This is a genomic window from Sphingobium sp. B8D3B (assembly GCF_025961875.1).
GTDB lineage: Bacteria > Pseudomonadota > Alphaproteobacteria > Sphingomonadales > Sphingomonadaceae > Sphingobium.
In genome coordinates this window covers 2201281-2214425 of record NZ_JAOQON010000001.1, presented here as the reverse complement: position 1 = coordinate 2214425, position 13145 = coordinate 2201281, and the positions used below count along the sequence as shown (strand labels likewise).

Annotated in this window: 12 protein-coding genes; 2 read left to right on the top strand and 10 right to left on the bottom strand. The window is 66.1% G+C overall.

Annotated features, from left to right (window positions below; genetic code table 11):
* Positions 1 to 53: 53 nt before the first annotated feature.
* Positions 54 to 2633 carry an ATP-dependent chaperone ClpB gene (gene clpB / locus M2343_RS10410; RefSeq protein WP_264576582.1) on the bottom strand — a complete coding sequence of 860 codons (2580 nt, stop codon included), beginning with the start codon at positions 2631 to 2633 and terminating at the stop codon, positions 54 to 56.
* 276 nt (positions 2634 to 2909) lie between these two features.
* Between clpB and M2343_RS10405 the strand changes: the two genes are divergently transcribed.
* Both M2343_RS10405 and M2343_RS10400 read left to right on the top strand, forming a co-directional pair.
* Positions 2910 to 5783, top strand: coding sequence for a M16 family metallopeptidase (locus tag M2343_RS10405; RefSeq protein WP_264576581.1), 2874 nt, complete (start codon positions 2910 to 2912; stop codon positions 5781 to 5783).
* A 29-nt stretch (positions 5784 to 5812) separates the two neighbouring features.
* Entirely contained in the window at positions 5813 to 6115 is a 303-nt protein-coding gene (locus tag M2343_RS10400) for a hypothetical protein (RefSeq protein WP_181558682.1), read from the top strand.
* 87 nt (positions 6116 to 6202) lie between these two features.
* Here the strand turns inward: M2343_RS10400 and pal are convergent, their stop codons facing one another.
* The 9 genes from pal to ruvA form a co-directional block, all read right to left on the bottom strand.
* Positions 6203 to 6718 carry a peptidoglycan-associated lipoprotein Pal gene (gene pal / locus M2343_RS10395; protein WP_264571999.1) on the bottom strand — a complete coding sequence of 172 codons (516 nt, stop codon included), beginning with the start codon at positions 6716 to 6718 and terminating at the stop codon, positions 6203 to 6205.
* Between the two features lie 111 nt (positions 6719 to 6829).
* A complete protein-coding gene (tolB, locus tag M2343_RS10390; RefSeq protein WP_181561302.1) occupies positions 6830 to 8173 on the bottom strand; it encodes a Tol-Pal system beta propeller repeat protein TolB in 1344 nt (447 codons plus the stop codon).
* 5 nt (positions 8174 to 8178) lie between these two features.
* Positions 8179 to 9042 (bottom strand): TonB C-terminal domain-containing protein, encoded by an 864-nt coding sequence (locus M2343_RS10385; RefSeq protein WP_264576580.1) that lies wholly within the window; start codon positions 9040 to 9042, stop codon positions 8179 to 8181.
* A gap of 9 nt (positions 9043 to 9051) precedes the next feature.
* Positions 9052 to 9522 (bottom strand): ExbD/TolR family protein, encoded by a 471-nt coding sequence (locus M2343_RS10380; protein WP_181558685.1) that lies wholly within the window; start codon positions 9520 to 9522, stop codon positions 9052 to 9054.
* Entirely contained in the window at positions 9522 to 10226 is a 705-nt protein-coding gene (gene tolQ, locus M2343_RS10375) for a protein TolQ (RefSeq protein WP_181558686.1), read from the bottom strand. The genes M2343_RS10380 and tolQ overlap by 1 nt, the downstream gene beginning before the upstream one ends.
* A gap of 20 nt (positions 10227 to 10246) precedes the next feature.
* Positions 10247 to 10705 carry a tol-pal system-associated acyl-CoA thioesterase gene (gene ybgC, locus M2343_RS10370; RefSeq protein ID WP_264576579.1) on the bottom strand — a complete coding sequence of 153 codons (459 nt, stop codon included), beginning with the start codon at positions 10703 to 10705 and terminating at the stop codon, positions 10247 to 10249.
* 116 nt (positions 10706 to 10821) lie between these two features.
* Complete coding sequence (ruvB, locus tag M2343_RS10365; RefSeq protein ID WP_264576578.1) at positions 10822 to 11847, bottom strand: Holliday junction branch migration DNA helicase RuvB; 1026 nt, start codon at positions 11845 to 11847, stop codon at positions 10822 to 10824.
* 55 nt (positions 11848 to 11902) lie between these two features.
* Entirely contained in the window at positions 11903 to 12379 is a 477-nt protein-coding gene (locus M2343_RS10360; protein ID WP_264576577.1) for a hypothetical protein, read from the bottom strand.
* Entirely contained in the window at positions 12376 to 12993 is a 618-nt protein-coding gene (gene ruvA / locus M2343_RS10355) for a Holliday junction branch migration protein RuvA (protein WP_264572363.1), read from the bottom strand. The genes M2343_RS10360 and ruvA overlap by 4 nt, the downstream gene beginning before the upstream one ends.
* Between the last annotated feature and the right edge of the window lie 152 nt (positions 12994 to 13145).

Genomic DNA, 13145 nt, shown 5'->3' with positions numbered 1-13145 from the left:
GGGAGGAGCGATCCTCCCGGCCTTTTCTTTTGCCTTTCAAGTTCGGCCTTGCCTCACCCCACCGTCAACACCAGCGCCCCATCGCCCTCATCGACGCGCACGGTTGCACCGTCCGGCACTTCGCCGCGCAGGATGAGGTCGGCGAGCGGATCTTGCAGATATTTCTGCACCGCGCGCTTCAAGGGGCGGGCGCCGTAGACCGGATCGTAGCCCACCCGGCCGAGCCAGGCGCGGGCGCCGTCGGTGAGGTCGAGCGTCACTTTGCGGTCCTTGAGTAGCTTGCCGACGCGGGCGACCTGGATGTCGACGATCGGCCCCATATGCTCCGCGCCCAGGCGGTGGAACAGGATGATCTCGTCCAGCCGATTGAGGAACTCGGGGCGGAAGTGCGCACGCACCACGTCCATCACCTGATCCTCGACCTTCTCCACCGGCTCATCATCGCCAAGGCTGGTGAGGAACTGGCTGCCGAGGTTACTGGTCAGCACGATGATCGTGTTGGTGAAGTCCACGGTGCGGCCCTGCCCATCGGTCAGGCGGCCATCGTCGAGCACCTGGAGGAGCACGTTGAACACGTCGCCATGCGCCTTCTCCACCTCGTCGAACAGCACGACCTGATAGGGCCGGCGGCGGACGGCTTCGGTCAGCACGCCGCCTTCCTCATAGCCGACATAGCCCGGCGGTGCGCCGATCAGCCGCGCGACGCTGTGCTTCTCCATGAACTCGCTCATGTCGATGCGCACCATCGCATTGCTGTCGTCAAACAGGAATTCGGCGAGCGCCTTGGTCAGCTCCGTCTTGCCGACGCCCGTCGGGCCGAGGAACAGGAAGCTGCCGAGCGGACGGTTGGGGTCCTGCAGACCGGCGCGTGAGCGGCGCACGGCGGTGGAGACGGCCTTCACCGCATCGGCCTGGCCGATCACCCGGCGACCCAGCTCCTCCTCCATGGCCAGCAGCTTCTCGCGCTCGCCTTCCAGCATCTTGTCGACGGGAATGCCGGTCCAGCGCGAAACGACGCTGGCGATGTCCTCGCTGGTCACTTCCTCACGCAGCATCGCGCCCTTGGAGGCGGACTGCGCCTCTTCGAGCTGCTTCTCCAACGTGGGGATGGTGCCATATTGCAGCTCGCCGGCCTTGGCATATTCGCCGGTGCGCTGCGCCTGCTCCAGCTGGATGCGCGCGGCATCGAGCTGTTCCTTGAGCTTGGCCTCGCCTGCGATCTTGTCCTTCTCGGCCTGCCAGCGGCCGGTGAGTTCGGCCGATTGCTGCTCCAGATTGGCGAGGTCGCCTTCCAGCGCCGCCAGCCGGTCCTTGCTCGCCTGATCGGTCTCCTTCTTCAGCGCCTCGCGCTCGATCTGGAGCTGCATGATCCGCCGGTCGAGATTTTCGATCTCCTCGGGCTTGGATTCCACTTCCATGCGGATGCGGCTCGCGGCCTCGTCCATCAGGTCGATGGCCTTGTCCGGCAGGAAGCGGTCGGTGATGTAGCGGTTGGAGAGCGTCGCGGCGGAGACGATGGCCCCGTCCGCGATCCGCACGCCATGGTGCGTCTCGTACTTGTCCTTGATGCCGCGCAGGATGGAGATGGTGTCCTCCACCGTCGGCTCGCCAACGAAAACGGGCTGGAACCGCCGCTGGAGGGCGGGGTCCTTCTCGACATATTTGCGATACTCATCGAGCGTGGTCGCGCCGATGCAGTGCAACTCGCCGCGCGCCAAGGCCGGCTTGAGCAGGTTGGAGGCATCCATCGCGCCTTCCGATTTGCCCGCGCCGATCAGCGTGTGCATTTCATCGACGAAGAGGATGATCTGGCCGTCCGCGCCCTTCACCTCGTCGAGCACGCCCTTGAGGCGCTCCTCGAACTCGCCGCGATACTTCGCGCCGGCGATGAGGCTGCCCATGTCGAGCGCCATCAGCGTGCGGTCCTTGAGCGTATCGGGCACGTCGCCATTGGCGATGCGCAGGGCGAGGCCCTCGGCGATGGCGGTCTTGCCGACGCCAGGTTCGCCGATCAGCACCGGGTTGTTCTTGGTGCGCCGGGCGAGGATCTGGATGGTGCGGCGGATTTCCTCGTCGCGGCCGATCACCGGATCGAGCTTGCCATCGCGGGCGGCCTCGGTGAGATCGCGGGCGAACTTCTTGAGCGCGTCATAGCGGTCCTCGGCAGAGGCCGTGTCCGCCGTCCGCCCGCCGCGCAAGGCATTGATCGCGCCATTGAGCGCCTCGGCCTTCACGCCGGCGGTGGCCAGCGCCTTGCCGGCGGCGGTCGTCGTCGCCAGCACCAGAGCGAGCAGCAGCCGCTCGACGGTGACATAGCTGTCGCCGGCTTTCTGCGCGACCTGCTCGGCGGAATCGAGCACGCGCACCGCGTCATTGTCGAGGCCGGGGGTCTGCTGCGCGCCCGATCCGCTGACGGCGGGCACCTTGGCAAGCGCCGCGTCGGTCTCGCGCAGCGCCGTCGCGGCATCACCGCCCGCCGCCTTGATGAGCCCGCTGGCCATGCCCTGCTCATCCTCGAGCAGCGCCTTGAGCAGATGCTCCGGGCTGATGCGCTGATGGTTCATGCGGATCGCGACCGTCTGCGCGCTCTGCAAGAAGCCCTTGGCCCGGTCTGTGAACTTTTCGAGATTCATACTATCTCCCTTCGCCCGCCACAGATGGTGTTGCTATTTCGCAACACAAGAGGGCGGCGCGTTTTTCTCCGGCGCGATCCGGGCAGCATGATCGAGCTGCGCCAATATGCCATGCCAGCTTCGTTGGGATCAACGCTCAAACTCGCTGGCGGGTTCTCAATCCGGGGCCGGTTCGATCCGGTGCTAGGCTTGGCCGCCGCCTGCCGCTATGGTCCGGCCATGGTTCAGGCCGTCGCTGCTACGGGTGGCGACCTGTTGATATTCGTCGGAGATTCTATGCGTCTGACTGTTCGTCGTTCGACTGCCCTCATGTATCTGGGCGTTTGCAGCCTTGCCCTTACGGCATCCGTGCCGGCCTGGTCGCAAGCGCAGCCTGCCCCCCGTCCGGCAGCCGCCGCGACGGCCAGCGCAGCCGTCAAGCCCGCGCCGCTCGCCGATCTCATCAAGCGAGTCGACATTCCCTACGAGACGTTCACGCTGCCCAATGGCCTGCGCGTAATCGTGCATACCGATCGCAAGGCGCCGGTCGTCGGCGTCACCGTCTACTACCGGATCGGCTCCAAGCATGAGCCGGAAGGCAAGACCGGCTTTGCGCATCTCTTCGAGCATCTGATGTTCGGCGGGTCGGAGAATGTGCCCAATTTCGATGAGCCTTTGGTTTCGGCCGGTTCCACACCCACCAATGGATCGACGTGGTTCGACCGCACCAATTATGTCGAGACGGTGCCGACGGGCACGCTCGATCGGGCGCTGTTCATGGAGGCGGATCGCATGGGCCGCCTGCTCGGCGCGGTGACGCAAGGCAAGCTCGACGCCCAGCGCGCCGTGGTGCAGAACGAGAAGCGGCAGGGTGACAATCAGCCCTATGGCCTGGTGGAATATGTGCAGCTTGAGACGCTGCTGCCCAAGGGCCATCCCTATGGCCACTCGACCATCGGCTCGATGGCGGATTTGGACTCCGCCTCGCTGGAGGATGTGAAGGGCTGGTTCCGCGATCATTACGGGCCGAACAACGCGATCCTGGTGCTCGCCGGCGATATCGACGCCGCCACGGCCAAGGCGAAGGTCGAGAAATATTTCGGCGGCATCGCGGCGGGGCCGGCGGTCAAGCCGGTTGCCGCGCCGATCCCGACGCTGCCCGCACGCGTTGACAAGGTGATGAAGGACCGCGTGGCGACCACGCGCATCTATCGCATGTGGGTGACGCCGGGCCGCAATGACAAGGATGCGCCGTTGCTCTCGGTAGGCGGCGCGGTGCTCGGCGGTCTCGCCAGCTCGCGGCTGGACAATATCCTCGTCCGCGATGAGCAGATCGCGGTGAGCGTGACCGCGGGCGTGCAGCAGTTCGAGCAACTCGGCTTCTTCATGGCGACGGCGGACGTGAAGCCCGGCACCGATCCGGCGCTGGTCTCCCGCCGGCTCGATGAGATCATGGGCGATTTCATCAAGACTGGCCCGACCGCCGATGAAGTCACCCGCGTGGCCACGCGGCAGGTCGCCGGCGAGATTGCCGCGCTTGAAGTGGTCGGCGGATTCAGCGGCAAGGCGTCCACCCTCGCTGAGGGACTGTTATATTCGGGCGATCCTGCCCAGTACAAGAAGGACCTGGCGGCCATCGCCGCCGCAACGCCCACGGCCGTGACGGCAGCGATGCAGCGCTGGCTCACCCGCCCCGTGTTTGCACTGACGGTCGAGCCCGGTGAGCGGGAGGCCTATGCGGACGCCACTGTCGCAGCGCCGGGCGAGAATGCGCCGGCGGACGTCGCGGCGCCCAAGCCGACGCTGGCGATCCCGGATGTAACGCAGAACCCGGACCTCGATTTCCCCACGGTGGAGACGGCGACGCTCGGCAATGGCATCAAGCTGCACGTCGCGACCCGCTCGACCGTGCCGACCGTCAGCATCGCAGTCAATTTCGACGCTGGGCTTGCCAGTGACCGGCGGGACCGGATGGGGCTGGGCACGCTGATGCTCGACCTGCTGGAGGCGGGCACCACCAGCCGCTCGACCATCCAGATCGCCGAGGAGCAGGAGCGGCTCGGCGCCAGCATCTCGACCGGGCAGAGCATGGATCGCACGTCCATCTCCCTGTTCGCACTCAAGCCCAATCTGGCGCCCTCGCTCGACCTGCTGCAGGATGTGATCCGCAATCCCGCCTTCGCGCCGAGCGAGATCGAGCGGCTGCGGACCATCCAGCTTGCCGGCATCGCGGCGGAAAAGACGCAGCCCAGCGGCCTTGCCAACCGGGCAATCTCGCCGCTGCTCTATGGCCCGCAGCATCCTTATGGCGTCGTCAGCGCGCGGGGTGAGGAGGCGACCGTGAAGGCGATCACGCGCGATGACCTCGTGCATTACCATGGCGGCTGGATCGTCCCGAGCAAGGCGGAGATCTTCGTCGCCGGCGACATCACCATGGCCGAGATCAAGCCCCTGCTGGAGGCTCGCTTTGGCACTTGGCCGCAGAACCGCATGGCCTCGCCGGTCAAGGATTTCTCGGTGGCGGTGCCGACGCCCAAGCCGGGCATCTACCTGATCGACCGGCCGCAGTCGCCGCAGTCCGTCATTCTGGGCGGCGTCGTCACCAAGGCGACGGGGCGCGATGACCTGGTCGCGTTCAACATGGCGAACACCGTGCTGGGCGATGATTTCCTCTCGCGGCTGAACGCGGACATTCGGGAGGCCAAGGGCTGGTCCTATGGCGTGCGCGGTGCGCTCAGCCGGCGGCTGGAGCGCAGCCCCTATCTGGTCAGCGCGCCGGTGCAGGCGGACAAGACAGGCCCGGCCATCGCGGCGATGCGGGATCAGATCGTCAGCTTCCTTGGGCAAAAACGCGTGACGCCGCAGGAATTCGCGCGCGTGGTGAATGGCGAGATCGCCGGCTTGCCGGGCAAGTTCGAGACGACCGGCGCGGTGCTCGGGCAGATGCAGGCGGATGCGCTGTTCGGCCGGCCGTTCGATTATGTCGAGACGCTGCGGGCGCGCTATCAGGCGCTCACCCCGGCCCAGCTCGACGCGGCGGCGAAGCAGCTGATCGATCCCGCACAGCTGAGCTGGGTAGTGGTGGGCGACAAGAGCCAGATTGCGGATCAGCTCAAGCCGCTGGGGCTGCCCGTGACGGAGATCACCCCCGACGCGGCCCCCGCTCGCTGAAGAACGTTCATTCCGGAAGGAGAGATGAAATGGCCAAAGTAGACGGCGCTTATGATTGCACCACCAAAACCCCGATGGGGGATCAGGCGAGCGTGTTCACCGTCGTGACGGACGGAGACACGTTCAACGGCACCAATGCGGGGCCGCTCGGCTCGCTCGATGTGAAGAACGGCAAGGTGGACGGCAATCGGCTGACCTGGACCATGGAAATGACCATGCCCATGCCGATGACGCTCACCTGCGAGGCGATCGTGACCGACGGCAAGATCAGCGGCACCATCGATGCCGGCGCTTTCGGCACTATGGCGATGACGGGTACGCGGCGCGGCTGACGGCCCGCCCGCCAGAAGGGCAGATCATAGAAAAGGGCAGCCTCCCGCTTGGAAGGCTGCCCTTTCTGTTTGGCGCTGTGGCGCGTGTCAGTCGACCGTGACAGTGACTGCGCGACGGTTCTGAGCCCAGCTGGCTTCATCCGAGCCGAGCGCGACCGGGCGCTCCTTGCCGTAGCTGATCGTGTTGATGCGGCCGGCATCGATGCCGAGCGAGGCCAGATAGTTCTTGGCGGCATTGGCGCGACGCTCGCCGAGGGCGAGGTTGTACTCGCGGGTGCCGCGTTCGTCGGCATGGCCTTCGACGGTCACGCGCTTCTGCGGGTAGCGCATCAGCCATTCGGCCTGGCTGCGCAGCACATTGCGGTCCTCATCGTCGATGTCGCTCTCATCCGTATTGAAGAAGATGCGGTCCGAGGTCACGCTGGCGACGAAGTCGGCCTGGCTGCCCGGGGTCGGGCCGCTCGGCGTGGGCGTCGGCGTGGTGGCCGGCGGCGGAGCCGTGTCAGCCGGAGCGGGGGGAAGGGTCTCCGGCGCCTTTTTGGCACAGGCCGAAAGGGCGAGCGCGGCACTGGAAACCAGCAGCAACAGGGGTGTGGTACGCATGGGGGCTTCTCCTACTGTCCTGAACACAAACCGGTTCGTCGTATGGTTGGGGCGTTTTGCCGACAAGTCAACCTGAAGATATGAAAACAAAGATGAATTATTGGTTCCCCGTCACTGAAGCAGCGGCCCCCAGGCGGGGTCCGAGCCGTCCACCGGCGTTACGATCTTGCGCTCGTTCACGCCGGTCAGATCGACCTGCCAGATGGAGGAATTACCGGAGCGACCGGCTGCGGTGCGGAAGAATTGCAGCACACGGCCATTGGGCGACCAGGTCGGCGCTTCATCCTGCCAGCCGTTGGTCAACAGCCGCTCGTTGCTGCCGTTCACATCCATCACACCGACCCGGAAGTTGCCGGCGATTTTGGTGAAAGCGATGAGGTCACCGCGCGGGCTCCATTCCGGCGTGGCGTAGCGACCACCGCCGAAGCTGATGCGGCGCTGGCCCGAGCCATCCGCATTCATCACATAGATCTGCTGCCCGCCCGAGCGATCGCTCTCGAAGACGACCTTCGTCCCGTCCGGCGAGAAGGAGCCGCCGACATTGATGCCCGGCGTGTTGGTCAGCCGTGTCGGGCGACCGCCGGCGACGGGGATCTTGTAGATGTCCGTATTGGCGCCGCTGGCCATCGAGTAGAGCAAAGTGCGGCCGTCCGGCGACCAGCGCGGGGCGAAGATGGCGCCGCTGCCTTCCAGCAGTACGCGCTGGCGGCCCTGATCGACATCATAGATGTAGATGCGCACGTTGCGGCCGACATAGCTCACATAGGCGATGGAGCGATAATCCGGCGACCAGCGCGGGGTGAGCGCGAGGCTCTGGCCGTTGGTGATGAAGCGATGGTTGGCGCCGTCGCTGTCCATGATGGCGAGGCGCTTGACGCGATTGTCCTTGGGGCCGGTCTCGGCGATGTAGGCGATGCGGCTATCGAAGAACGGGCTCTCGCCGGTCAGGCGCGAATAGACAAGGTCGGCGCAGCGATGGGCGGCCCGGCGCCAGTCGCGTGGTGCGACGACATAGCCCTGCCGGGCAAGCTCGGTGCCGAGCGATACGTCATAGAGATAGCAACCGACCGTGATCTGCGAATCGCCGCCCGCTGAGCGCACGAAGCCCTGCACCAGCGCCTCGGCATTCATCGCGGACCAGCGCGCGAAGACGGGGCTGGTGACTTCCGCCATGGAGGGCGGCTGCACGCCATTGGGGCCGAGCGGCGTGAACAGCCCGGAGCCGCGCAGATCGTTGGCGATCACCTCGGCGATACGCTGGCCGAGGGACTGGGTGGAGCCCGCCGGCGTTTCGACATTTTGCTGGGTCGGCATAGCCGGAACGGCGATCCGCAGATCGCTCTCGACCGGATTGGTGACGTCCACGCTGAGCTGCGCCGTGGCGGGCATCGCGATGAGCAGGGCCAGCAGGGCGCTGGCACCGCGCAGGGTTTTGCGTCGAAGGCTGAGCATCATCATGGTCACAGACTCGCATAAATGCGGAGCGGCCGGAGCCACTTCCACTGTTCATAAAATTCGGCGGGCAGGTTCTTGAACGGCGCGGCGCGCATCACGGCCTGCACGGCCCGCTCGGCATGGAGATCGGCCTGGGCGCGATTGCTGGCCGTCACGCCCTCCTGCCCGACGACCTCGACCCGGCCATCGATGCGCCCGTCCGGTGTCAGGTGGACACTGAGCAGCGTCACCAGCTTTTCGGCATCGGCGCCCGAGGGTGGGCGCCAGTGCGGCTTGATCTGGCGGGTGATCTCCGCATTGAGCGCGCGGGCCGCGACCGGGCTGAGCTTGGCGTTGGAGCCGCTGGTGTTGGGCGTCGCGCGGCTGGAGGCCGTCTCGGCATCGATGCCCTTGAGGAAATCGTCGCCCAGCCGGGATGCACGCTGACGCGGCGCCTCCTCACGCGCGGGGCGGGAGGGCGCGGGCTTGGCGGCTGGCGTCTCGCGCGTGCTGGCCCGCTGTTCGCGCGGTTTGGGCGCAGGTGGCGGGGGCGGAGCCGGTTTGGGCGTGGGGGCCTGCGCGCGCGGCGGGGGTGGCGGCGCGACCGGATCGGGCTGCGCCGTAGAGGCGGGCGCTGCGGTGGAGGGCGGCGGCGGGGCCGCGTCCGGCTCGACCTCGCCGATTTCCGGCGCGGTGGCGGTTTGCGGCACGTCCGGCGCATGCTCGCGGGTGAAGCTTTCGAGCGCAACAGCATCCGCGAATGTCACGTCGATGGTCGACGGCGGTTTCAAATCGGCGCTCTTCTGAAACAGGCCGAGCGACAGCGCGCCGAGCAGAAGCACATGGCCCGCCGTGGAAATTCCCAGTCCTAGACGCTCGCGCTGGTCCATTGCCCGCCCTTATTCGCCCGTCACTGAACGCACGGTGGACGGATCCGATCCGCCCATGCCGATCCCGGTGGTGACAAGCGCCACCCGGTCCAGCCCGGCGCGATTGAGCTCGCCCATCACGCGCATGACGCGGCCATAATCGAGCGCGGCATCGGCGCGCAGGAACACCTGCTCGTCCGGGCCAAGGCCGGCGCGCAAGGCATTGAGCCGGTCCGGCAGCGCATCGTCGCTCACCGGATCGTCATTGATGAAGACCGCGCCCTCCGGATCGACCGAGACGATGGCGGGCTTCTTGTCCTGGTCCAGCGCGCTCGCGCGGCTTTCCGGCAAGCGCACCGGCACACCGGTCACCAGCAAGGGAGCCGTCACCATGAAGATGATGAGCAGCACCAGCATCACGTCGACCAGCGGCGTGACGTTAATGTCCGCCATGGGCGCGCGTCGCCCGCCCCGCCGGTTGGAAGGCAGGTTCATGCCCATCAGGATTCAAGCTCGCGGCTGAAGGTGGTGTAGAGTCCGTCCGAGAAGCGCTGGACCCGCGCCTCCAGCCGGTTCACGCCATGGCTGAGGCGATTGTAGCCGATCACCGCCGGAATGGCCGCGAACAGGCCGATGGCGGTCGCGAACAAAGCCTCGGCAATGCCGGGTGCCACGACCGCGAGGCTGGTGTTCTGCTCGCCGGCAATGGCGATGAACGCGCGCATGATGCCCCAAACGGTGCCGAACAGGCCGACGAAGGGCGCCACCGAGCCGACGGTGGCGAGGATGTTCAGCCGGTCGGAAATCTTGTCGATGGTGCCAGCCAGAGCGGAGCCCATGGCGGTGGCGAGCCGGTCGCGCGTGCCGTCCGGGTTCATGCCGCGCTGGGCGGTGGAGCGGCGCCATTCGGCGATGCCGGCATTGAGCACCTGCGCGCTGGGCAGGTCTTCCCGGCCGCGCTCCTTGGCGAAGGCGTCCATGTCCTTGGCCTGCCAGAAGGCGCGCTCGAACTCGTCGCATCCCTTGCGCATCCGCCGGAGCCGTCCGGCGAAGCTGAAGATGATGCCCCAGGTCCAGACGCTGGCCAGCAGCAGGCCGACCATCACCGCCTTCACGACGAGATCCGCCTGGAGGAACATGTCCACCGGCGACAAAGTGAGCGCATTGTCCGGCGCTGCGGCAGCAAGCATGAGGGTGAGGGTCATGGGCGGGGGTTTTTCTCCGGTCAGGAAGGAAGCGGCGCAAGCCGGCTGAAGCGATCGATCCAGTCAGCCGGCTGGCGGCGCGGGCGACCGGTGCTGTCGAGGAAAGCAACAGTGACGCTGCCTCGGGTCAGTTCCATGTCCTCGCGCCAGACCGACTGGGCTATAACGCAGCGCGCCGCGCCGAGTTGCGTCAGCTGGCTGCGCACGGTGAGATCATCGTCCAGGCGCGCCGGCGCGCGGTAGCGCAGCGCGATGTCCGTCACCGCATACACGCCCTCGCCGGATTCCTGTGCCGCGCGCTGATCGATACCGAGCTGGCGCAGCATGTCCGAGCGGGCGCGCTCCATATAGCGCAGATAATTGGCGTGATAGACGACGCCGGAAAGGTCCGTGTCCTCGAAATAGACGCGCACGGGGAAGCGATGTTCTCCGTTCTCAAACTGTCCCGAAGCGGGATGAAGGGCGCTTTGCGAAGGCATGGGCGACCAGTCCTAACCGACGCGACTCGCGGCGGAAAGCCTTTTCAAGCGTCAGAACGCAGCAGATCTTCGTTCTATCGCACGGGACCGGGGAGGATCGCTTGCCGCTTGTCGCCTCAGTCGAACAAACCGTCCTGGCTGCCCTCTGGCGGATTGAGGCCGAGGTGCTTCCAGCCCGGCGCATTCAGGATGCGGCCCCGGGCCGTCCGCGCGATGATGCCAAGCTGGAGCAGATAGGGCTCGATGACATCCTCGATGGTGTCGCGCGGTTCGGAGAGGCCAGCGGCGAGCGTCTCGGCACCAACCGGGCCGCCTTTATAAATGTCGGCAATCATCCGCAGGTAGCGGCGATCCATCAGGTCGAGGCCGAGCTGGTCGACCTCCAGCCGGGTCAGCGCGGCGTCGGCGGCGGCGGCATCGACGACATCATGGCCGGCGGCATGGGCGAAATCACGAACCCGCCGCAGCAGCCGTCCGGCAATGCGCGGCGTACCACGGGCGCGGCGGGCGATTTCGCTCGCGCCATCGGGGGCGATCGGCAGGTCGAGCAGCCGCGCGGCGCGGGTGATGACATGCTCCAGCTCATCGACGGTATAGAAGTTGAGCCGCACGGGGATGCCGAACCGGTCGCGCAGCGGCGTGGCCAGCATGCCCTGCCGCGTCGTCGCGCCGACCAGCGTGAAAGACGGTAGATCGATCCGCACCGAGCGGGCCGAGGGGCCTTCTCCGATCATGATGTCGAGCGCGCGGTCCTCCATGGCGGGGTAGAGAATTTCCTCCACCGCCGGATTGAGCCGGTGAATCTCGTCGATGAACAGCACGTCGCCTTCATCGAGATTGGTAAGCAGCGCGGCGAGATCGCCCGCCTTGGCGATGACCGGACCGGACGTGGCACGGAACCCCACGCCCATCTCCCGCGCGACGATCTGCGCGAGGGTGGTCTTGCCTAGGCCCGGCGGGCCGAAGAACAGCACGTGATCGAGCGCTTCGCCGCGTGCGCGGGCGGCATTAATGAAGATCCGCAGATTCTCGCGCGCGCCCTTCTGCCCGACGAAATCGTCCAGCGTCTTTGGGCGCAGCGCGGCATCCATATCTTCAGGCGTGCGGCCGGCGGTGAGGAGGGGGGAGGAGGCTATCGGCATCGTTGCAGAACCCACACTTGCTAGAGCCTTCGCCATTTTGAACTGATCGCCATTTCTAAGCTAAACCGCGTCCGATAAAAACAGCGCCTGCCACGAACGCAGTCACAGAAAGCCATCCGCATCCCTGACCGATCCAAGCCCGTTTCAGAGAATCATCGGCTTCCTTTTTCAAAAGGTTTTCTTCGTCGAGATCTCGTTGGCCACTGATCGAAACGCCTGTCCAATAGAAGATTTGGTTCTTTATGGAGGGGAGGGCTTTGGTGGCAATCATTTGGCTAACTCGACCACTCAGTAGCGCCAACAGAATGCCAATAAAGAAGGACGAGCAAGCATGGAGCTTGGTGACATCTGAAAGTTGCGTTGAGGACACTATTGCGATCGCGCCCCCGCCGTTGACTGCGAGAAGAGAGGCGTTGAGCCACTTGAAAGACGAACTATGCTGCTCCAGCACGACCTTAAATCCGTCAGTCAGTGCCGTCGCTTCGATGCTAGCGCACTCCTTAAGAATGATGGCTTCAATCTCTTCGTTCACTTGGCAGCCTTTCGCAGCGCGAGGCGGACCAGAGCATCCAGCGAGGCGCTGTCGCCCAGCTCGTCCAGCGCGGCGCTGACGGCGATGCTTGCTTCGCCCGGCTTGAAGCCCAGCGAGGCGAGGGCGGAGAGAGCATCGGCCTGCACGCCCGTCGCGGCCGGGATCGCCGCGCCGCTCGCATCCAGCCCGATGGCGAAGGATCCGGTGGCGATGGCGCCCACCTTGTCCTTGAGTTCGCGCACGATCCGTTCGGCGAGCTTGGGCCCCACGCCGTTCGCGCGGGCGACCATCGCCTTGTCCTGCGCGGCAATGGCGCGGTGGAGGTCGCTCGGCTCCAGCGCAGAGAGAATGGCCAGCGCCACGCGGGCGCCCACGCCCTGCACACCGGTCAGCAGGCGGAACCAGTCGCGCTCCGCCTCGCTGGCGAAGCCGACCAGCCGGATGAACTCCTCGCCGACCAGCATCTCGGTATGCACGGTGACGGCTCCGCCGACGCTGCCGAGCGCGGACAGGCTGCGCGAGGACATGCCGACCAGATAACCCACGCCACCGACATCGATGACGGCACTATCCAGTCCGGTGGAGACGAGCAGGCCTTTCAAATGCGCGATCATGAGGCGGGTGTAGCGATGTTCCCGCTTCGTTTCCACCGTTTCTGAATGAGGCGCGCGTGGCTATTCATTCCCTTGCAGGTCGCAGCGCGGCCCGCCTAAGAGAGCAGCGCAGGGCGGCGTCCTTTTCCGTGCCGCTGATTGACAAATAAGCC